Here is an 18,194-nt window from a genome sequence, read left to right as displayed (position 1 = left end):
GGGCCTCGGTTGCTCCCGGGGGCTAAACCGATTTAGCATGCGGATCATGGCTTTGGATCCGCGGTTCGGCGCGAACTACGTTCCTTCGAGCGGCTGGTTCTACAGCTGGCTCGACTACGACGGCGACGCCGTACGGCGGGACTTCGCGGATCTGGCCGGGCTGGGCCTCGACCACGTCCGGGTCTTCCCGGTCTGGCCGTGGATCCAGCCGAACCGGGCGATCATCCGCGAGCGCGCAATTGACGATCTGCGCGACACCATCGATGCTGCGGCGGAGCACGGTCTGTCGGTCGCGGTCGACCTGATCCAGGGCCACCTGTCCAGCTTTGACTTCCTGCCGTCATGGATGCTGACCTGGCACAAGAGCAGTCTTTTCGAGGACTCAACCGTGCGCGACGGGCTGACGGCATACGTCGATACCGTGAGCCGCGCGATCGCGGAGAAGCCGAATCTGTTCGCCATCACGCTCGGGAACGAGGTCAACAACCTCTGGCCGGACAGCCCGACCACGCTCGGATCGTCGACCGCCTGGGCCGGGGAGCTGCTCGACACGGTACGGAAGGCAGCGCCCGACATACTGGCTCTGCATTCGTTGTTCGACGACGCTTGGTACAAGGCCGATCATCCCTTCCACCCGACGGACGTGGTGGATCTCGGCGACCTCAGTACGGTCCACTCCTGGGTGTTCAACGGGGTCTCCCGAGTGGACGGGCCGATGGGTCCGGCGACGCTCAGCCATGCCGACTACCTGGTCGAGCTCGCGGCTGCGACGTCGCTGGACCCGGCACGGCCGGTCTGGCTGCAGGAGGTCGGCGTCCCCGGACCGGACATTCCCGTCGCCCTGCAGGCTGAATTCACCCGGCGGACGGTTGAGCACGTGCTCCCGAATCCGGCCCTGTACGGCGTGACGTGGTGGTCGTCGCACGATATCGACCGGCGGTTGCTGGACTTCCCGGATCGCGAATACGACCTGGGCCTGTTCACCGTCGACCACGAGCGCAAGCCGGCCGCCCAGGCGCTGGCCGACGTGATCGCCTCCGTGCGCAGCAACGGCGTACCGGTTGAGCCTGCGGTCACCACGCTGACCGCCCCGGTCAACCTGCGGGCTGAGCCGGAGCGCCGGGCGGAAGTTGCCCCCGGCAGCGAATTTCACCTGCAGTGGGTGGCCGCGCGGACCGAAGGACCGGTTCGCATCACGCTGCCTTGATCAGGACCTCGATGCCGTCGAGGGTGCGGGTCAGGCCGAATTCGAGGTCGTCGTCGAGGCCGTCGTTGTATTCGGCGTTCGTGTAGAGCGAGACGAGCATGGGGTAGTTGCCCTCGATGAGCCTCGGGACCAGGAACGCGCCGACCTGTTCGGCTTGGACCGGTACGTCGTTGTTCGCGCCGAGCTGGCGCGCCAGGTTCGCGTAGTTGCGGGCGAATCCGTCGAGCAGCATCAGGCAGCCGAGGGCATCGTGCTGGGACAGCGGCGTTTCGGCGAACGCCTGCAGCATCACCTCGGCCCAGCGCATCACATTCGGTGTGATGGGGGCGCCCCGGATCGGGACGTCGAGCAGCCACGGACGTTCGCCGTACCGGTCGACCAGCGCGTGCACCCAGGCGGTCCCGGCTGCGCGCCAGCCTGCAGGGAGCTCCGGCGGGGCGCCGAGCGCCTTGTCGTGGACGAGGACGATCAGCTCGTCCTTGGAGCGCACATAGCGGTACATCGCGTTCGTGGTGACGCCGAACTGCGCCGCGATCTTCTGCAGTGAGATCGCCTCGAACCCGGCCCTGTCGCCGAACTCGATGCCGGTCGCGACGATCTGCTCGACCGACAGCCCGGGCTTCGGACCGCGTCGCTGCGCCGGCTGGACACCCCACGCCAGCGCGAGACCGGGTGGCAACTCTGCGTTCATCCCCCTATCTTCGCGCACTTCACCACCGGGCAGAGGGGGTCTACCACCACCTCGCAGACACCAGGTCGCCCCCTGGGCGGAGAAACTGTTCAACCCCTACGCTATTTGACAGAAGCACTCCTCCTCCTGGAAAGCCTGGGTACCTCTGATGACTACCGTTCTCGATCCGCTGTTGCTCCCCGACCAGCTCGCCCTGACCGAGGCCGACCGGCGCTCCGCGGTCGCCAAGCTGGACAGCGCCGTACGGCGGGGTGTGCTGACGCCGCCTGCCGCCAGCGACCGGCAGTCGCTGCTGCACGATGCCCGGAACCGTGGTGACCTTCGACAGGTCTTCGCTGGGGTTGCTGACGCGACTCCGCCGCGGGGGCTGACTGTGGCGCTGCGGGCGTTCACCGCGGTGTGGCTGGTCGCCTGTGTCGTGCAGTTCATGGTCTGGGCGACGCTGGCCGTCTTCGGGCACTTCGACTGGCCATGGTGGCTCTGGTCCGACCTCGGCCTGGGCATGGTCGTCGGAATCCTCTGGTGGACGCACGAGTCCTACCACCGCAAGACCGACGTACAGGTGGGCGTGTGAGCACGCCGGTCCAGCTCACTGACGTCCGGAAGGTCTATGGCACCGGCCCCGGCACGGTGACCGCACTGGACGGCATCACGTACGGCTTCGCGGAAGGCTCCTTCACTGCGGTGATGGGGCCGTCCGGCTCCGGCAAGAGCACCCTGCTGCACTGCGCGGCCGGTCTGGACGCACCGTCCTCCGGTCAGGTCCAGCTGGCTGGGCAGTCGCTGCTGGGGCTCGATGAGACTGCACTGACCGAGCTGCGACGTGAACATGTCGCTTTCGTCTTCCAGTCCTTCAACCTGATGCCTGCGCTGACCGTGCGGCAGAACGTCGTACTGCCGCAGACACTGGCCGGGAAGTCGCCGGACGAGGCCTGGATTCGTGAAGTGATCACCCGGGTCGGACTGGGTGAGCGCATGGGGCACCGGCCGAGTGAGCTGTCCGGTGGTCAGCAGCAGCGCGTTGCGATCGCCCGCGCCCTGGCCGGTCGCTCCGCAATCACCTTCGCCGACGAGCCCACCGGCGCCCTGGACACCGTCACCGCGGTGGAGGTCCTGGCTCTCCTGCGGGACCAGGCCCGCGCCCTCGGTCAGACCATCGTCATGGTCACCCACGACCCGGTGGCGGCGTCGTACGCCGACCGCGTCGTCTTCCTGGTCAACGGCCGCATCGTCTCCGAGTCCGACCGCCCCACCGCCGAGACAGTCGCCGCCGAACTGGCCCACTTCAGCCTTTCCCCCGCCACCCTCTGATTCCGGAGACCGCTCATGTTTCGCCTCGCGCTCACCACCTTGCGCCACCGGACCGCCGCCTTCCTGGCGATCTTCGTCGCCGTCCTGCTGGGCAGCGCTCTGCTGGCTGCGGCCGGCGGGCTGCTGGAGACCGGCCTGCGCCTGAACGCTCCGCCGCAGCGGCTGGCCGCTGCTCCGGTCATCGTCAGTGGCGACCCGGCTTACCACCCACCGAACGGGTCCGGCTCGGCCGCCCTCCCCGAACGGCACCGCGTGGACGCGGACCTGGCGCAGAAGCTCGCCAGTACTCCGGGAGTCACGAAGGTGATCGCCGACCGGTCGTTCCCCGCCGTGGTCACGCCCGGCGCAGGTGCCGAGGTCTTGGCCGGGCATGGGTGGGCGTCTGCAGCGCTGACCCCGTATGCGCTGACTGCGGGACGGGCGCCCCAGACCGGACAGGTTGTGCTCGATGCGCGTCTCGCCGGAGGCTCCAAGCCTGGCGACCAGGTCACGGTCACTGTTCGCGGCGAGCCCCAGCAGTACACGGTCGCTGGGATTGCGGTGGCTCAGCGGACTGTCGACGTACCGGCGGTGTTCTTCGCGGATTCGGAGGCTGAGCGGCTTTCACCTGCCCCTGATGCGCTGGGGGTCTGGCCTGCGGTGACCGGACTCGAGTTGCCCGCGGGCGTGCAGGCTTATACCGGCGACGAGCGGGGAGTTGCGGAGTACCGCGGGATCGCGACCAGTTTGCCGTTGATCATCATGTCCGGCGTCTTCGGTGGGATGGTGGCGGTGGTGATGGCGCTGGTGGTGTCGGCGACGATCGGGTTGTCGGTCCGGCAACGGCGGCGGGAGCTGGCGTTGCTGCGGGCCAGCGGGGCGACGCCGCGGCAGGTGGCGAAGATGGTGATCGCCGAAACGATGGTGGTCGGAATTCTCGGGCTGGTGCTCGGGTTGCTGTGCGGACGCGTCGCCGGAGACTGGATCTTCGGGTTGCTGACCGGTGGCGGGATCGTGCCGGCGCAACTGCGGTACGACCAGGGTCCGCTTCCGTTCGCGGGAGCCGCGCTGCTGACGTTCATCGTCCTGCGGGTGACCGTCGGAATCGCCGCCGGACGGGCCGCGCAGATCCGTCCGATCCAGGCGCTCGCGGAGGCCGCCGTACCGGCTGTCGCGCTGGGCCGGGTGCGGACACTGATCGGTCTCGGGTTCGCTGCGGTGACGGTGTCGATCGCGGTCTCCACGCTGTTCATGAGCCCGACCAACGCGGCAGCGATCGGCGGACCGGCCGGTCTGACCGGCTCCATCGCGGTCGCGATCCTTGCACCGCTGGTGATTCAGCGGGCGCTGATCCCGCGGCTGACGGCGCTGGTCGAGAAGCGCGGGACGAGCGGGGTGCTCGCGGTGATCAACCTGCGGGTGCGGGCGGTGCAGTTCGCGGCGATCCTGATCCCGATCACCATCGCCACGACGATTGCCCTCGGCAACATCTATGCCCAGACCACGCAGCAGAAGGCGGCGATCGAGGCGGCGACCGGCGATCTGGCCGCGGACGTCGTGATCACCAGCACGACCGGCGGTATCCCGGCCGGGCTGACCAAGAGCGTTCGCTCGCAACCGGGGGTCACGGCGGTGTCCGAGCTGGTTCGGAGCAAGGGCTGGATTGAGGAGCCTTACGACAAGTCGCACACCAGCGACGCCTGGCCGCTGCTCGGTCTGAGCGGGCCGGTCTACGAGGGCAAGGTCACGAAGGGTTCGCTGGCCGATCTGAAGGATTCGACGATCGCGCTGCCACCCGGTACGGCGAAGAAGCTGAAGGTCGACGTGGGATCGGAGCTCGGCGTGCGGTTGGGCGACAACGCGCTGGTCAAGGTGACGGTGGTTGCCCTGGTCGAAGGCCCGTCGGGCTACGAGCCGCTGCTGCTACCCGCCGCCCTGCTGGCTTCGCACACCACGACCGGCCTGCCGAGCCTGCTGCTGGTCAAGACCGAGGGGACCGTCGACCTCGCGAAATGGCCGGGTACGACGGCCGGGGGCCGGGACGTGCTCAGTGCTGGGTACGACGCCGGACTCGGGGTCGACGCCTACATCGCCTACCTGCTGGCCGGGATCGCGGTGGCCTACACGGCCATCGCCTCGGTGAACACGATCGCCGTGGCGGTGCTCGACCGGCGCAGGGAGTTCGGCCTCCAGCGGCTGACCGGGGCAACGCGCAAGCAGGTCTCCCGCATGCTCACCCTCGAAAGCCTGGTGATCGCGGCGCTCGGGCTGGTGATCGGGCTGATCGCAGCCGCCTTCACCGTGCTTCCGATCGCGGTGGCCAGTCGCGGCTGGCCAATCCCTTCGGGACCGGTCTGGATCCTGCTGGCCTGGGTGGGCGTCGTCCTGCTCCTCGTGCTGCCGACAACCGCAATCACCGGCCGGATCGCCATGCGCACCAAGCCGATGGACGCACTGTCATCCCCCGTCGGCTGACCCCAATCTGACCGGCTGGGCAGTCAGTTGGTTGGGGCCGGCTCGACCCACCCGTAGCCGCCGTCCTCCAGCCTGACCACCTGGAGGCCGGCGGCCAAGCGGCGTACGTCGTCCTCCTCGATCACACCAGGCGCCGGACCCGCGATGTCGAGGACGATCGCAACCGCCCCCTCCTGTACGGCGGCGGTGGCGACCAACTGAGTCTGCGCCGGCATCGGGCGCGCCTCGGCACTCCAGCGGGCCAGGGACTCCGTCCCGGTGAACGCCAACAGCGCGTTCCGCCCGTCCTGCCCCTGCAGCAGCGCGACCGCCATGTCCGACGTCTTGTCGTGCGCCAGGCCCTTCTCGTCGTACTCGACCTCGCCGAGCATCGCGACCACCGGCACCAGCAGCCGCGCACGGGTCAGCGCCGCAAGCAGCGCCCCCTGGTCGCCTGCCGCCAACGCCCCGGCCAGCGCGGCGTCCGCCGTACCGTCATCGTCGTCGAAGCCGGTGAATGCCAAACGCCGCTCTCCTGGTTGCACCCGCCCATTGTCCCCGGAGGGCGGTTTCAGGGTGGTGTCAGGGCTGTTCCCCCCTTTGATCGCGGGCGGACTGTGCGAGCCTGGGTATGTGCCTGACTTCAACGATTTGACGCTGCTGCCGTTCTGCGCGGGCCTCACGCTGATCGGTCTGATCGGCTCGTGGTTCGCCTGGCGGCGGCGCGGGGCGGCGGCCGGGACGCGCGGTGTGGCCTGGTCGCTGCTGCCGGTTTCGCTGTACCTGACCGGGTTACTGGAGCTGGTGTGGGACGTCGTGCGGTCGGCGGTGAGCTGGGTCACCCACCTGATCTTCTCGCCGACCGTGTGGGCCGGAGTCGCGCTGTTCGGCGTCTCCGTCGTCCTGTACGTCGTCTCCGGCTTCGCACGGTCGCGGCGTGGCGACACACCCCGCGAGCCCAAGAAGCAGAAGCAACCCAAGCCCGCCGGTGAGCTGACCACCACCGGGCCGGCGCCCGCGTCGGCTGCCCCTGCCAAAGCTGCGAAACCCAAGACCAAGGGTGGGCAGCAAGATTCGTCGGAGTTCGACGAGATCGAGGACATCCTGAAGCGCCATGGAATCAACTGAGAACCCCCTGACCCTGGACTCCCTGCTCGACCACGTCCAGGCCGCGCCCCCGCGGCTGGGCCGGACCCGGCTGATCTCCATCGACGGCCCGGCCGGCTCCGGCAAGTCGACCCTCGCCGCCCGCTTCGAGGCTCGCGCCAAGGCCCGCGACCTGAACGTGTTCGTCATCCACATGGACGACCTGTACGACGGCTGGGCCGGCGCCGAACGCGGATTCGGCCTGCTGCGCGACCACGTCCTGCAGCGGATGGCCGACGGCCGCGAAGGCCGCTACCGCCGCTACGACTGGAACGCCGGCGCCTACGCCGAGCTCCACGTCGTACCGGTGACTGTCGACCTCCTGATCGTCGAAGGCGTCACCTCCTGCGACCGTGACGCCGACGCCTACCAGTCGCTGCGGCTGTGGATCGAAACCTCCAACGAGATCCGCCTCGACCGTGGCATCGAGCGCGACGGCGAAGCGCTGCGCGACCACTGGCTCGAGTGGATGCGCTGGGAGCGCGACCACTTCGCCACCCAGCAAACCCGCGACCGCGCCCAGGTAGTCGTCGACGGGAACCCCGCCGTCCCCCACGACCCGACGCTCGAACTGGTCGCCAAATCAGTAGCCCTACCTCACAGCTCAGCTGCGTCCTGAAGCCCGTCCCACGACCACCGCGGGATACCCATTCCCTGAGGCACCTGGTCCTTGGAGCCGTGATACCGCGCCATCGACACCGTCGTCGCCCAGGCGAAGTAGTCGTGCAAAGCGGTCTTCAGCGCACCAGCCAGGCCCACGTCGTCAAGCGCCGCGTCGAAGCACTCGATCGCCCGGCGATCCATCTCGTGATGCTCGCCGTTCCCGCTGTGCATGAACACGACTGACGACTCGTTCCCATCAGCCCAGCCCGGCCCGCCCAGCGCCTCGGCCCAGTACGCCGCCAGTCGCTGAGTGTGGTCCGGGTGGAAGCCGTGGCTGAACGCGTGGCTCACCACCTCGTCCGCCAGCACTCGCTCGTGCCACGCGTGCGCGAGCCGGACCAGCCCGTCCATCCCGCCGACAGCGTCGTACAAGGTCTGCATGAACCTCAGAATGTCAGGCGTTGGAGAGGTCGGCTAGGCGAGCGCGGATGTGGATCCGCTCGGGGTCGGAGCCGGCCAGGGTCAGGGCTCGCTCGTAGGCGGCGACAGCCTCGGTACGGCGATCCAGCCGTTGCAAGAGGTCGGCTCGCGCCAGCGCGTACGGGTGGTAGTCGCGGAGGCGGGGTTCGTCGGCCAAGGTGTCTAGCAGGGTGAGGGCGGCCTCGGGGCCGTCGCGGAAGGCGAGCGCGGCGGCGCGGTTGAGGGCGATCACGGGAGACGGGTCGAGGGCGGACAGGACGTCGTACAGGGCGACGATCTGGACCCAATCGGTGCTGGCGAAGGTCGGGGCTTCGTCGTGGACGGCGGCGATCGCGGCCTGGACGGCGTACGGGCCGGCTGGTCCACCGGTGAGGGATTGCACGACCAGGGCACGGCCTTCGGCGATCTGGTCGTGGTCCCAGCGAGTGCGGTCTTGATCTTCCAACAGGACGACTTCGCCGGACGCTCCGGTGCGGGCGTCGCGGCGGGCGTGGACGAGCAGCATCAGGGCGAGCAGTCCGGCGACTTCACGCTCGGCCGGGAGCAGGCTGTGCAGGATCCGCGCAAGGCGGATCGCTTCCTCGGCGAGGTCGAGTCGCTGAAGATACGGGCCTGAGCTAGCTGCGTAGCCCTCGGTGAAGACGGAGTAGATCACCTGCAGTACGCCGGGCAGTCGCTCCGGAAGCTCGTCTTTCGAAGGGACCCGGAACGGGATGCGGGCGTCGCGGATCTTCGCCTTCGCGCGGACGATCCGTTTCGCCATCGTCGCGGCCGGGACGAGGAACGCTCGCGCGACTTCCGGCGTACTGAGTCCGGCCAGGCAGCGCAGGGTCAGCGCCCCGCGGTCCTCGGCGGCCAGCGCCGGGTGCGCGCAGGTGAAGAACAGCTCCAACCGGTCGTCCGGAAACTCGCCGCCGGGCCGCGGCGCTTCGGCCCGATCCGCGTCCACCTGCAGGATCGCGAGTTTGGCGGCGTACACCTGATCTCGGCGGAGCCGGTCGACCGCCTTCCGCCGGGCGGTGGTCATCAGCCAGCCGCCCGGGTTCGGCGGTACGCCGTCGATCGGCCAGCGCAGGAGCGCCGCCTCGATCGCCTCCGCCGTGACCTCCTCGGCCAGGTCGAGATCGCCGAACCGCCGGGCAAGCGCGGCCAGCAGCCGACCGCGCTCCTCCCGGAAGACCGCCTCGACCTGATCCATCGTCAGGCTCCGGGGAATTCCGCGACCGGGCGCACCACAACCGCTCCGCCGGCCCGCGACCCCGGGCACTTGGCCGCCCAGTCGAGCGCGACATCCAGATCCGGTACGTCGATCACGTAGAACCCGCCGAGCACCTCACGGGTCTCGGCGAACGGCCCATCCGTCACGGTCCGCTTCCCGTCGTTGTCCACCTGCACCCGGGTCTGGGTGACCAGGTCCGCCAGCGACTCCGACGCCACCACGACGCCGGCGTCGGTGATCTCCTGGTCGAACCGCATCCAGTCGGCCGGCTCACACCCGACCGCTCCCCCGGACAGGTCGAGCTCGCCGGCGTTGATCAGCAGCAAATACTTCACGGTGTTACCTCCTGTTGGCGTGTCTACAGCATCACCACGAACGGGTCAGACCCAAATGGACAGCACCTCCAAGAAATTTGTGAGGATGGGGGTATGAGCGTTCTGCCTTCGGGCGAGCAGTGGACGATTTCCAGCGGCGGGTATGCCGGGACTGTGGTGAGTGTGGGTGGTGGACTGCGCGGGCTCACGTATGAGGGGCGCGAGGTGCTGCTCGGGTACGACGCTTCGGAGTCGGCGCATGCCGGCATCGGGCAGCACCTGTTTCCGTGGCCGAACCGGATCACGGACGGGAAGTACAGCTTCGGCGGAGTCGAGCGGCAGCTGTATCTCACCGAGCCGGCCCGGCAGAACGCTATCCACGGGCTCACCCGGTGGGCCAACTGGAACCGCGTCGACGACGGCTCGGACCCGTCGTACGTGGAGGCTGGTCACCGGCTGCACGGTCAGCCTGGATACCCGCATCAGCTCGACCTTCGGCTCACTTACCGTCTGGGCGACGATGGACTCGAGGTGACAGCCGGCGCGACCAACGTCGGCGCAGGTGCGGCGCCGTACGGGTATGGGACGCATCCGTATCTGAGTGTCGGCCGGAAGATCGACGAGTGCGTGCTGGAGTTCAGCGCTTCGCAGCGGCTTGAGGTCTCGCCGGATCGGCTGTCCCCGACCGGGCTGACCCCGGTGACCGGCACCGCTTATGACTTCGGTACCGGCCGCGTCATCGGCGAGCTCGACATCGACAACGCGTTCACCGGCGGGCCATGGACGGTCACGCTGACTGATCCGGCGTCAGGCGCCCGCTCGGTGCTGACTGCCGACACGCCCTGGCTGCAGCTCTACACCGGCAGTGCCATCGGCCGTACGGCGCTCGCCGTCGAACCGATGACATGTCCGCCGGACGCGTTCGTGACCGGGCAGGACCTGATCGTCCTGGAGCCCGGTCAGTCACACGAGACTAGTTTTCGGGTGTCCGCTTAACGCCGGCACCGTGAGCGCGGGCCACGGCTGCCAGCTCCTTGGCGGCCGTGCTCGCCCGGCGCCCCTCGGAAGCCTGAACCGCGAGCACGCCGATTCGGTTGTCCTCGGCATCGAACAGCTGCAGCCAGGCATCCCCCGAGGTGAACCGCAGCGCGGTCACCTCGGTCCACGGCAGCGTGTACGACTTGAAGACATTGCGGATCCGGATCCGGTCGGCGTACGCGCTCACGCGCACTGTCGCCATCCGGTAGAGGATCCAGAGGATCCCGCCGAAGAACGCCAACAGGGTCAGCCGCTGGAACAGCGTGAAGCTCGCCGTGGTGACATCATCGAACTGGACCCAGATCACCCCGAAGAGGGCGATCAGCGAGAACCCCATGACAGCAGCCATGATCGCCACGCTCCGCGGATGGAACGTGAACAGGCGGTCGTCGGCGGTCATCTCAGATCCGGCAGGCGTGGATATCGGTAGTGAGGATGGCACGGGCTCCCACCTCCCACAGCTGGTCCATGATCCGCTGGGCCTCGGCGCGCTGCACCATCACCCGGACGGCGACCCAGCCCGCGCGGTGCAACGGGGAGACCGTCGGCGACTCCAGGCCGGCCGCGACCTCGGTCGCTGCGTCGATCTGGTCGGCCGGGATGTCGTAGTCCATCATCACGTAGTTGCGCGCGATCAGGACGCCCTCGATCCGCCGTACGAGCTGCTGGAGACCAGCTGGCGCTGGGTCAGAGGCGTGCCGCTTGATCAGCACTGCCTGGGACTGCAGGATCGGCTCGCCGAACACCTCGAGCCCCGCTTGACGGAGCGTCGTACCGGTCTCGACGACGTCCGCGATCGCGTCCGCCACCCCGAGGGCGACGGCTGACTCGACTGCGCCGTCCAGGCGGACGACCGACGCGTCGATCCCGTTGTCGGCCAGGTGATCGGCCAGGACCCCGGCGTACGACGTTGCGATCCGCTTACCGCTCAGGTCCTTCACCGAGGACGCGATCCCGGGCGGACCGGCGAACCGGAAGGTGGAGCCGGCGAAACCGAGCTCCATGATCACGTCGGCGTCGGCGTGGGAGTCGAGCACCAGGTCACGGCCGGAGATCCCGACGTCCAGGGTGCCTTCGCCGACGTACACGGCGATGTCGCGCGGGCGGAGGTAGTAGAACTCGACCTCGTTCGCGACGTCGATCAGGGTCAGGTCTTTGGTGGTCCGGCGCTGTTTGTAGCCGGCTTCGATGAGGATCTCGATCGCGGCCTCGCTCAGCGAGCCCTTGTTCGGTACTGCGACGCGCAGCATGGCACTGCCCAATCTGTCGAAACTGAACCGGTGGGTCTGTGAGTGCTTCCTACAGATGTCGGTAGACGTCTTCGAGCTTCAGATCGAGCGCGATCATCATGACCTGCGCGTGGTACAGCAGCTGGGACAGCTCTTCGGCGGCGCGTTCCTTGCCCTCGTGCTCGGCGGCCATCCAGGATTCGGCGGCCTCCTCGACCAGCTTCTTGCCGATCGTGTGCACGCCGGCATCGAGCTCCGCCACGGTGCCGGATCCCTCCGGACGCGTGCGTGCCTTGTCGCCCAGCTCGGCGAACAGCTCCTCGAAACTCTTCATGGCGGGGCCCAGCCTACGGGGCGCCGTCCGCTGTTGAGTGTGCAGGTCCGCTGGACGGACTTTCGTAGAGGCTGGTGAGGGTCCGGCCGAGCGCTGCGAGCTCGGTGCGGAGCTCTGGTGGCTCCAGGACCTCCAGGCCGACTCCGAACCGGCAGAGGGCGGCGGCTGCGTTGCCGATCGACTCGATCCCGAGGGTGACTGTGACGGTGCCGTCCGCGTTTGGGGGTGTCTGGGCGACCGCTGCGACGAGTTGCGGGAAGGAGACGTCGTACATGCGAGTGGCGAGGCTTGCCGAGACTTTGACGACCGCCTGGGTGGTGAAGCGGGACTGATCGAAGTACTGGAGGTGGTCCTGCCAGAACCTGGGGAGGTCGAAGTCCTTGGTGCGGGTGAACGGCTCGTCGGTTGGGGTGAGAGCGAGGATGTTGGAGACGCGGTAGGTGCGCATGCCGGTCTCGGTGGCGGCTATCACGTACCAGCTGCCGTTTTTGAGTACCAGGCCGTGTGGCTCGAGGGTGCGGTCGACCTCGCGAGGGGCTTCCCAGCGGCGGTAGCGGACTTTGATGCGTCGATCGTGCAGTACGGCGTCAGCTACCGCGGACAGGTGCGGTGAGGTCTCGGCGTCGGCGTACCAGGCGGGCATGTCGAGGTGGAAGCGGTTCTTGAGGCGGCCGGCGCGGTCACGCTGGTCCGTGGTCAGTGCGGCCAGGAGCTTGAGCTCTGCCGCGTTCGTCTGGGCTGTCAGGCCCAGTGCAGCGGCCGGGCCGGGCATGCCGACCAGGAACAGTGCAGCGGCCTCCTGCTCGGTCAGTCCGGTCAGGCGGGTGCGGTAGCCCTCGACCAGGCGGTATCCGCCGGCGCGCCCTTGATCGGCGTACACGGGGACACCTGCGGCGGCGAGCTGCTCGACATCGCGGTAGATGGTGCGGAGCGAGACTTCCAGCTCGTCGGCCAACTCGCGCGCGGTCAACTGCCTGCGGGTCTGCAGGAGCAGCAGGATGGACAGCAGCCGGCTCGAACGCATACTCCTGACAGTAGCTGGAAACACTGCCAGCGGTTGTCAGGTTTTGGAGTCAGGGTGGTGCGTATGACGACATGGACCAAAGCGACCGGCGACTTCGACTTCCTCCAGGGCGACTTCGACGTCCGGCACCGCACTCTGATCGACGGGGAGTGGATCGAGTACACCGGTACGACGACCGCGCACACCTACTTCGACGGCGCGATCAGCATCGACGAGATGCGCTTCCCCTCCAAAGGCACCTACGGGCTGTCCATTCGGCTGTTCGATCCGGTCGAGCAGGAGTGGAACATCTGGTGGGTCAGCAGCAGCACCATGCAGCTCTATCCGCCGGTCCGCGGGCGCTGGTCGGACGACGGCACCAGCTGCTGGCTGGTCGGCGAGGAGACAGTCGACGGACAGCCCGTCCTGTGCAGCTACGCCTGGTCCGACATCACCGAGCAGACCGCTCACTGGGAGCAGTCCTACTCCGCCGACGGCGGCAAGACCTGGGACGTCAACTGGACAATGGATTTCACCCGCCGTACGACGCCCGCCCCGGCTCTCGACGTACCGAAGGTGACTGGTGATTTCGACTTCCTGGTCGGCCGCTGGGACATGGCCAACCGCCGTCGCCGGCCTGCCCTGGGCGAGCCTTGTGAGTGGTACGAGGTCGCCTCCGAGATGCAGGTGACAACCTTCTTCGACGGCGCCATCAGCTTCGACGAAGGCTGGTTTCCGACCGAGGGCTTCCGGGGCGCGACCTTCCGGCTGTTCAACCCGTCGGCTCAGACGTGGTCCATCTACTGGATCAACAGCCTGCGGGGACAGCTGGAGACACCCGTGATCGGGGCCTTCGGCAACGACGGGCTCGGCATCTTCGAAGGCCCGGACGTGTGGGAGGGCCGCCCGATCGACGTCCGCTTCACCTGGACCCCTGGAACCGACAAGGCCGCCTGGCAGCAGGACTTCTCCGAAGACGGCGGCACGACGTGGGTCACCAACTGGTACATGGAGCACACCCGCATCGGGTGAGTTTCCGAGCTGCGGGCAGACGCGTGCCCGCAGCTCGGGGCGACTACAGCGCCCGGACCGCCACGAGCGTGGACAGCGCGGCCTGCGTTGCCTCGTAGCCCTTGTCTTCGCGGCTATCGGGCAACCCTGCGCGATCCAGCGCCTGGGGGTCGTTGTCGCAGGTCAGGACACCGAAGCCGATCGGCACACCAGTAGTCACGCCGACCTGCATCAAGCCGTCGGTCGTCGCCTGGCAGACGTACTCGAAGTGCGGGGTGTCGCCACGGATCACCACGCCCAGCGCGATCACTGCGTCGTACCCGGCCTTCGCTGCGTGCAGTGCGACCACGGGGAGCTCGAAGGAGCCGGGGACGCGGATGACCTTGTGGTCGGTGACGCCCGAGTCTTCGAGCGCCCGAAGCGCCCCTGCGACCAGCGAGTCGGTGACCTTCGGGTGCCACTGTGCGGCGATGACTGCCACGCGGGCGCCCTCGGCGCGAGGGGCTTCGATGGTTGGTGCTCCACTACCCGACATCAGCCGGCTCCTTGCTCATCGGTTGAGGGACTGCCAGGCAGGTGGTGGCCCATGCGGTCGCGCTTGGTGCGCAGGTAGCGCAGGTTGTGTTCGGTGGGGTCGATGGAGATCCCGCGCCGCTCGACGACGTCGATCCCGTGGCCTTGGACACCGTCCACCTTGTCCGGGTTGTTCGTCAGCAACCGAACTGCGGTCACGCCCAGGTCAGCCAGGATCTGCGCGCCGGCCGCGTAGTCACGAGCGTCAGCAGGCAGCCCCAAGTCAAGGTTGGCCTCGATCGTGTCGCGGCCGGCGTCCTGCAGTTCGTAAGCCTGGAGCTTGTGCAGCAGACCGATCCCGCGGCCCTCGTGACCGCGGAGGTAGACCACCACACCACCCTCGGCGGCGACCTGGCGCAGCGCCTCGTCCAACTGCGGTCCGCAGTCACACCGCAGCGACCCGAACACGTCGCCGGTCAGGCACTCCGAGTGCAACCGCGCCAGCACCGGGCCGTCCTTCAGGTCACCCCGGACCAGCGCCAGCTGCTCCGACCCGTCCACCGTGTTTCGGTAGCCGTGGGCAACAAAGTCGCCGTACCGGGTGGGCAGGGTGGTCGTCGCGACCCGCTCGATCTGGATCTCGGTCCGGCGCCGGTACTTGATCAGGTCGTCGATCGAGATCAGCACCAGTCCGTGCTCGTCCGCGAAGGTCCGCAGATCCTGACCGCGCTTCATGGTCCCGTCGTCGTTCACCAGCTCGGAGATCACCGCCGTCGGATTCAGCCCGGCAATGCGTGCCAGATCGACAGACGCCTCGGTGTGCCCAGGCCGAACCAGTACGCCGCCCTCGCGCGCCCGCAGCGGGAAGATGTGCCCCGGCTGCACCAGGTCGTACGACTCGGACGCCGAATCCGCCAGCACCTTGATCGTCCGCGCGCGATCCGCCGCCGAGATCCCTGTCGTGATCCCGTCCCGCGCATCGACCGAGATCGTGTACGCCGTCCGCATCCGCTCGCGGTTGTGCGGGGTCATCAGCGGAATCCCGAGCCGGTCCAGCTCCGGGCCCTCCATCGGCACACACACGACCCCCGAGCTGTACCGGATCATGAACGCCAGCAGCTCCGGCGTCGCCTTGGACGCGGCGAAGATCAGGTCGCCCTCGTTCTCGCGGTCCTCGTCATCGACAACGACGATCGGGCGCCCGGCCCGGATCTCTTCCAGCGCATGCTCGATCGTGTCGAGCTTCAGCACGTCACCCATTTAACCCACCACCACAGCTTCCGGCGGGCTGACCCGCTCATTGTTCTGAATCTTCCACCACGACGCGAACCCGATCAGGCAGAACAGGCCGTAGATCACGTACATGGCGGCCGACGGATAGAACTTCGCCTGCACGAGCAGCGGAACGCCGACAACGTCGACCGCGATCCAGATCAGCCAGAACTCGACGAACCCCCGCGCCATCCCGTACGTCGCCAGGATCGAGCCGGTGAGGATCCAGGCGTCCCACTGCGGACCCCAGGAGCCCAGCGCCCGCAGCACGAAGAAGCCGGCCGCGTAGAGCACGACGCCGATCCCGAGCAGCTCGATCCGCTCCCGGCCGGTCGCCCAGCGCGGGGTCACCGCCTTGGCGGCGCCGCGGTGACGGGTCTGGTACCACTGATACCAGCCGTAGACGCTGAGGATGAAGAAGAACACCTGCCGCCCGGCCTGACCCCAGAGGTCCTTGTCCTGCGGCGTATCGAAGATGCCGCCCACGAACACCGTGAACAGCAACACGTTCCCGATGATCCCGACCGGCCAGGCGGCGACCACCCGGCGCATCCCGAACAGCGCGCTTGCCAGGCCGAACACGTTCCCGACGATCTCCCGGACCAGCACCGGTGAGCCGGCGATCGTCACCTGCGCGTGCAGCAACCAGTCAACGGCATTCATTTGGTGCCTCCAGCAACCACTGTGTCAGTCTTTCCGCCTCCGGCGAGGAGGCGCTCAACATACTTCGCGATCACATCGACCTCGAGGTTCACGGTGTCGCCGATCTTGTTTCCGCCGAGCACCGTCAGCTCCAGCGTGGTCGGGATCAAGCTGATCCCGAATGTCCCGGTCACGTCGTCGACATCGGTGACGGTCAGCGAAACCCCGTCGACCGCGATCGAACCCTTCTCGGCGACGTACTTGAGGATCTCCGGCGCGGTTGCGATCCGGACCTCTTCCCAGTGCTCGGAGGGCGTCCGGCTCGCGATCGTGCCGACGCCGTCCACATGCCCCTGAACGATGTGGCCGCCGAGCCGCGCGTGGGCGGTGACCGCCCGCTCCAGGTTGACCTTCGAGCCCTTGCCGACGCCGCCGAGGCTGGTCCGCTTGAGGGTCTCGCTCATCACATCGGCCGTGAACAGGCCGTCGCCGTACTCGACCACCGTGAGGCAGCAGCCGTTGACCGAGATCGAGTCGCCGTGGCCGGCGTCCTCGGTCACCTTGGGCCCGCGAATGGTGAGCCGGGCCGCGTCGCCGTCCAGCAGGTCGAGCGCCTCGACGGTGCCGAGTTCCTCGATGATTCCGGTGAACATCTACTTCCCTCCGAGGGGTGCCAGGGTGAGCCGCACGTCGTCGCCGAGGCGAGTGACGTCCGAAAGGTTGAAGCGCCGCAGGTGGTCGATCGATTCCGCGCCGAGGTCTCCGATGGCGGAGAACCCGGAGCCGAGGACGGCCGGAGCGACGTACGCGACGATCTGATCGACCAGACCGGCGCGCAGGAACGCGGCGGCCAGCGTCGGGCCGCCTTCGAGCCAGAGGTGCCGGATCTGGCGGTCGTCCAGCTGCCGCAGCACCTCGGCAGGGTCATGGGTAGGCAGCAAGAGCGTCTGCGCCCGGTCGTTGCGGACTCGCGCGGTCGCCGGGATCTCGCGGTCGCCGACCACCACGCGCAGCGGCTGCCGCGCCGCCGGAGCATCATCGGCATCCCGAACCGTGAGCTCAGGATCATCGGAAAGCACCGTCTGCGTACCGACCGCGATCGCGTCGCACTCCGCACGCTTGCCGTGTACGTCGGCCCGCGCGGCCGGCCCGGTGATCCATTTGCTGCTGCGATCTGGGGCAGCCGATCGGCCGTCCAGCGTGGTTGCGAACTTCCACGTCACGAACGGCCGTCCCGTCCGCACGCTGTGCAGCCAAATGTGGTTGCCGGCCTCAGCCTCGTCCTGCAGCAGGCCTTGCTCGACCTGGATGTCCTTGGCGCGCAACTTCTCGCCACCGCCGGACGCCTGCGCGTTCGGATCCGGTACGGCGTACACCACGCGAGCGATACCGGCCTCGATCAGCGCATCGGCACACGGGCCAGTGCGGCCGGTGTGATTACACGGCTCCAGCGTCACGTACGCCGTACCGCCGCGTGCTCGTCGTCCCGCCATCCGCAACGCCTCGACCTCGGCATGCGGTCCGCCGGCCTGGGCATGGAAGCCTTCGCCGGCCGGATGGCCGTCGGCTGCGGTGATCACGCAGCCCACCACGGGATTCGGGTGGGTACTGCCGATGCCGCGGGCGGCCAGCTCGATCGCGCGCCGCATCCAGGCGACGTCGATCGGCGTGGGGATAGGCCCTGCGTTCGTCACTTACGGTCCCTCGTCGTCACGGACGCACACCGGGGCCGTAACGACCGACGTACA

22 protein-coding genes are annotated in these 18,194 nt (G+C 68.2%); 8 read left to right on the top strand and 14 right to left on the bottom strand.

Annotated features, from left to right (window positions below):
- Positions 1 to 46: 46 nt before the first annotated feature.
- Complete coding sequence (locus tag E1263_RS10860; protein ID WP_238161166.1) at positions 47 to 1,207, top strand: glycoside hydrolase 5 family protein; 1,161 nt, start codon at positions 47 to 49, stop codon at positions 1,205 to 1,207.
- On the opposite strand, the gene E1263_RS10855 is transcribed toward E1263_RS10860, so the two are convergent.
- Positions 1,194 to 1,898 (bottom strand): TetR/AcrR family transcriptional regulator, encoded by a 705-nt coding sequence (locus tag E1263_RS10855; protein ID WP_132167092.1) that lies wholly within the window; start codon positions 1,896 to 1,898, stop codon positions 1,194 to 1,196. The genes E1263_RS10860 and E1263_RS10855 overlap by 14 nt on opposite strands.
- A 148-nt stretch (positions 1,899 to 2,046) precedes the next feature.
- On the opposite strand from E1263_RS10855, the gene E1263_RS10850 reads away from it, so the two are divergent.
- The 3 genes from E1263_RS10850 to E1263_RS10840 are packed head-to-tail and all read left to right on the top strand — an operon-like array spanning position 2,047 to position 5,663.
- Entirely contained in the window at positions 2,047 to 2,472 is a 426-nt protein-coding gene (locus E1263_RS10850; RefSeq protein WP_132167091.1) for a DUF1707 domain-containing protein, read from the top strand.
- Complete coding sequence (locus E1263_RS10845; protein ID WP_238161165.1) at positions 2,469 to 3,209, top strand: ABC transporter ATP-binding protein; 741 nt, start codon at positions 2,469 to 2,471, stop codon at positions 3,207 to 3,209. Before E1263_RS10850 ends, E1263_RS10845 begins: the two co-directional genes overlap by 4 nt.
- A gap of 15 nt (positions 3,210 to 3,224) precedes the next feature.
- Positions 3,225 to 5,663: an ABC transporter permease gene (locus E1263_RS10840; protein WP_132167089.1), complete on the top strand. Its 2,439-nt coding sequence runs from the start codon at positions 3,225 to 3,227 to the stop codon at positions 5,661 to 5,663.
- Positions 5,664 to 5,686: 23 nt separating this feature from the next.
- Here E1263_RS10840 and E1263_RS10835 read toward each other — a convergent pair whose 3' ends face one another.
- Positions 5,687 to 6,187: an SseB family protein gene (locus E1263_RS10835; RefSeq protein WP_132167088.1), complete on the bottom strand. Its 501-nt coding sequence runs from the start codon at positions 6,185 to 6,187 to the stop codon at positions 5,687 to 5,689.
- Positions 6,188 to 6,275: 88 nt separating this feature from the next.
- Here E1263_RS10835 and E1263_RS10830 point away from each other — a divergent pair, with 88 nt between their 5' ends.
- Together E1263_RS10830 and E1263_RS10825 are read left to right on the top strand one after the other, a co-directional pair.
- The gene (locus tag E1263_RS10830) at positions 6,276 to 6,770 is read left to right on the top strand and encodes a hypothetical protein (RefSeq protein WP_132167087.1); all 495 of its coding nucleotides are present in this window, start codon (positions 6,276 to 6,278) and stop codon (positions 6,768 to 6,770) included.
- Positions 6,757 to 7,407: a uridine kinase family protein gene (locus E1263_RS10825; protein WP_132167086.1), complete on the top strand. Its 651-nt coding sequence runs from the start codon at positions 6,757 to 6,759 to the stop codon at positions 7,405 to 7,407. The genes E1263_RS10830 and E1263_RS10825 overlap by 14 nt, the downstream gene beginning before the upstream one ends.
- Here the strand turns inward: E1263_RS10825 and E1263_RS10820 are convergent.
- Genes E1263_RS10820 through E1263_RS10810 form a run of 3 tightly spaced genes read right to left on the bottom strand, consistent with a single transcriptional unit; the run spans position 7,386 to position 9,425 of the window.
- Positions 7,386 to 7,832, bottom strand: coding sequence for a globin domain-containing protein (locus E1263_RS10820; RefSeq protein WP_132167085.1), 447 nt, complete (start codon positions 7,830 to 7,832; stop codon positions 7,386 to 7,388). The genes E1263_RS10825 and E1263_RS10820 overlap by 22 nt on opposite strands.
- 13 nt (positions 7,833 to 7,845) lie before the next feature.
- Positions 7,846 to 9,069, bottom strand: a complete 1,224-nt coding sequence (locus tag E1263_RS10815) for an RNA polymerase sigma factor (RefSeq protein ID WP_132167084.1) — start codon at positions 9,067 to 9,069, stop codon at positions 7,846 to 7,848.
- Between the two features lie 2 nt (positions 9,070 to 9,071).
- Positions 9,072 to 9,425 (bottom strand): YciI family protein, encoded by a 354-nt coding sequence (locus E1263_RS10810; protein ID WP_132167083.1) that lies wholly within the window; start codon positions 9,423 to 9,425, stop codon positions 9,072 to 9,074.
- Between the two features lie 93 nt (positions 9,426 to 9,518).
- On the opposite strand from E1263_RS10810, the gene E1263_RS10805 reads away from it, so the two are divergent.
- Positions 9,519 to 10,400: an aldose 1-epimerase family protein gene (locus E1263_RS10805; RefSeq protein ID WP_132167082.1), complete on the top strand. Its 882-nt coding sequence runs from the start codon at positions 9,519 to 9,521 to the stop codon at positions 10,398 to 10,400.
- On the opposite strand, the gene E1263_RS10800 is transcribed toward E1263_RS10805, so the two are convergent.
- Genes E1263_RS10800 through E1263_RS10785 form a run of 4 tightly spaced genes read right to left on the bottom strand, consistent with a single transcriptional unit; the run spans position 10,378 to position 13,029 of the window.
- Positions 10,378 to 10,842, bottom strand: a complete 465-nt coding sequence (locus E1263_RS10800) for a PH domain-containing protein (protein ID WP_132167081.1) — start codon at positions 10,840 to 10,842, stop codon at positions 10,378 to 10,380. The genes E1263_RS10805 and E1263_RS10800 overlap by 23 nt on opposite strands.
- 1 nt (position 10,843) lies before the next feature.
- Positions 10,844 to 11,692 (bottom strand): ATP phosphoribosyltransferase, encoded by an 849-nt coding sequence (hisG, locus tag E1263_RS10795; RefSeq protein ID WP_132167080.1) that lies wholly within the window; start codon positions 11,690 to 11,692, stop codon positions 10,844 to 10,846.
- A gap of 49 nt (positions 11,693 to 11,741) precedes the next feature.
- The gene (locus tag E1263_RS10790; RefSeq protein WP_132167079.1) at positions 11,742 to 12,005 is read right to left on the bottom strand and encodes a phosphoribosyl-ATP diphosphatase; all 264 of its coding nucleotides are present in this window, start codon (positions 12,003 to 12,005) and stop codon (positions 11,742 to 11,744) included.
- 13 nt (positions 12,006 to 12,018) lie between these two features.
- Positions 12,019 to 13,029: a helix-turn-helix transcriptional regulator gene (locus E1263_RS10785; protein ID WP_132167078.1), complete on the bottom strand. Its 1,011-nt coding sequence runs from the start codon at positions 13,027 to 13,029 to the stop codon at positions 12,019 to 12,021.
- A gap of 63 nt (positions 13,030 to 13,092) precedes the next feature.
- On the opposite strand from E1263_RS10785, the gene E1263_RS43205 reads away from it, so the two are divergent.
- Positions 13,093 to 14,040 carry a hypothetical protein gene (locus E1263_RS43205; protein ID WP_202868822.1) on the top strand — a complete coding sequence of 316 codons (948 nt, stop codon included), beginning with the start codon at positions 13,093 to 13,095 and terminating at the stop codon, positions 14,038 to 14,040.
- A gap of 43 nt (positions 14,041 to 14,083) precedes the next feature.
- Here E1263_RS43205 and ribH read toward each other — a convergent pair whose 3' ends face one another.
- The 5 genes from ribH to ribD are packed head-to-tail and all read right to left on the bottom strand — an operon-like array spanning position 14,084 to position 18,095.
- Positions 14,084 to 14,554, bottom strand: coding sequence for a 6,7-dimethyl-8-ribityllumazine synthase (ribH, locus tag E1263_RS10775; RefSeq protein WP_132167077.1), 471 nt, complete (start codon positions 14,552 to 14,554; stop codon positions 14,084 to 14,086).
- Positions 14,554 to 15,792, bottom strand: a complete 1,239-nt coding sequence (locus E1263_RS10770) for a bifunctional 3,4-dihydroxy-2-butanone-4-phosphate synthase/GTP cyclohydrolase II (RefSeq protein ID WP_132167076.1) — start codon at positions 15,790 to 15,792, stop codon at positions 14,554 to 14,556. Before E1263_RS10770 ends, ribH begins: the two co-directional genes overlap by 1 nt.
- A complete protein-coding gene (gene pnuC / locus E1263_RS10765) occupies positions 15,793 to 16,467 on the bottom strand; it encodes a nicotinamide riboside transporter PnuC (protein WP_132167075.1) in 675 nt (224 codons plus the stop codon). It lies immediately after the preceding gene.
- Complete coding sequence (locus E1263_RS10760; RefSeq protein ID WP_132167074.1) at positions 16,464 to 17,099, bottom strand: riboflavin synthase; 636 nt, start codon at positions 17,097 to 17,099, stop codon at positions 16,464 to 16,466. The genes pnuC and E1263_RS10760 overlap by 4 nt, the downstream gene beginning before the upstream one ends.
- Entirely contained in the window at positions 17,100 to 18,095 is a 996-nt protein-coding gene (gene ribD, locus E1263_RS10755; protein WP_132167104.1) for a bifunctional diaminohydroxyphosphoribosylaminopyrimidine deaminase/5-amino-6-(5-phosphoribosylamino)uracil reductase RibD, read from the bottom strand.
- Between the last annotated feature and the right edge of the window lie 99 nt (positions 18,096 to 18,194).

This window comes from Kribbella antibiotica (assembly GCF_004349055.1).
Classification (GTDB): Bacteria; Actinomycetota; Actinomycetes; order Propionibacteriales; family Kribbellaceae; genus Kribbella; species Kribbella antibiotica.
This window is presented reverse-complemented; position numbering and strand designations above follow the sequence as displayed.

Coding starts and splice junctions, on each gene's coding strand:
- E1263_RS10860 (WP_238161166.1), top strand. CDS start 47: ATGGCTTTGGATCCGCGGTTCGGCGCGAACTACGTTCCTTCGAGCGGC.
- E1263_RS10855 (WP_132167092.1), bottom strand. CDS start 1,898: ATGAACGCAGAGTTGCCACCCGGTCTCGCGCTGGCGTGGGGTGTCCAG.
- E1263_RS10850 (WP_132167091.1), top strand. CDS start 2,047: ATGACTACCGTTCTCGATCCGCTGTTGCTCCCCGACCAGCTCGCCCTG.
- E1263_RS10840 (WP_132167089.1), top strand. CDS start 3,225: ATGTTTCGCCTCGCGCTCACCACCTTGCGCCACCGGACCGCCGCCTTC.
- E1263_RS10825 (WP_132167086.1), top strand. CDS start 6,757: ATGGAATCAACTGAGAACCCCCTGACCCTGGACTCCCTGCTCGACCAC.
- E1263_RS10820 (WP_132167085.1), bottom strand. CDS start 7,832: ATGCAGACCTTGTACGACGCTGTCGGCGGGATGGACGGGCTGGTCCGG.
- E1263_RS10815 (WP_132167084.1), bottom strand. CDS start 9,069: ATGGATCAGGTCGAGGCGGTCTTCCGGGAGGAGCGCGGTCGGCTGCTG.
- E1263_RS10805 (WP_132167082.1), top strand. CDS start 9,519: ATGAGCGTTCTGCCTTCGGGCGAGCAGTGGACGATTTCCAGCGGCGGG.
- E1263_RS10800 (WP_132167081.1), bottom strand. CDS start 10,842: ATGACCGCCGACGACCGCCTGTTCACGTTCCATCCGCGGAGCGTGGCG.
- hisG (WP_132167080.1), bottom strand. CDS start 11,692: ATGCTGCGCGTCGCAGTACCGAACAAGGGCTCGCTGAGCGAGGCCGCG.
- E1263_RS10790 (WP_132167079.1), bottom strand. CDS start 12,005: ATGAAGAGTTTCGAGGAGCTGTTCGCCGAGCTGGGCGACAAGGCACGC.
- E1263_RS10785 (WP_132167078.1), bottom strand. CDS start 13,029: ATGCGTTCGAGCCGGCTGCTGTCCATCCTGCTGCTCCTGCAGACCCGC.
- E1263_RS43205 (WP_202868822.1), top strand. CDS start 13,093: ATGACGACATGGACCAAAGCGACCGGCGACTTCGACTTCCTCCAGGGC.
- ribH (WP_132167077.1), bottom strand. CDS start 14,554: ATGTCGGGTAGTGGAGCACCAACCATCGAAGCCCCTCGCGCCGAGGGC.
- E1263_RS10770 (WP_132167076.1), bottom strand. CDS start 15,792: ATGGGTGACGTGCTGAAGCTCGACACGATCGAGCATGCGCTGGAAGAG.
- pnuC (WP_132167075.1), bottom strand. CDS start 16,467: ATGAATGCCGTTGACTGGTTGCTGCACGCGCAGGTGACGATCGCCGGC.
- E1263_RS10760 (WP_132167074.1), bottom strand. CDS start 17,099: ATGTTCACCGGAATCATCGAGGAACTCGGCACCGTCGAGGCGCTCGAC.
- ribD (WP_132167104.1), bottom strand. CDS start 18,095: ATGCGGCGCGCGATCGAGCTGGCCGCCCGCGGCATCGGCAGTACCCAC.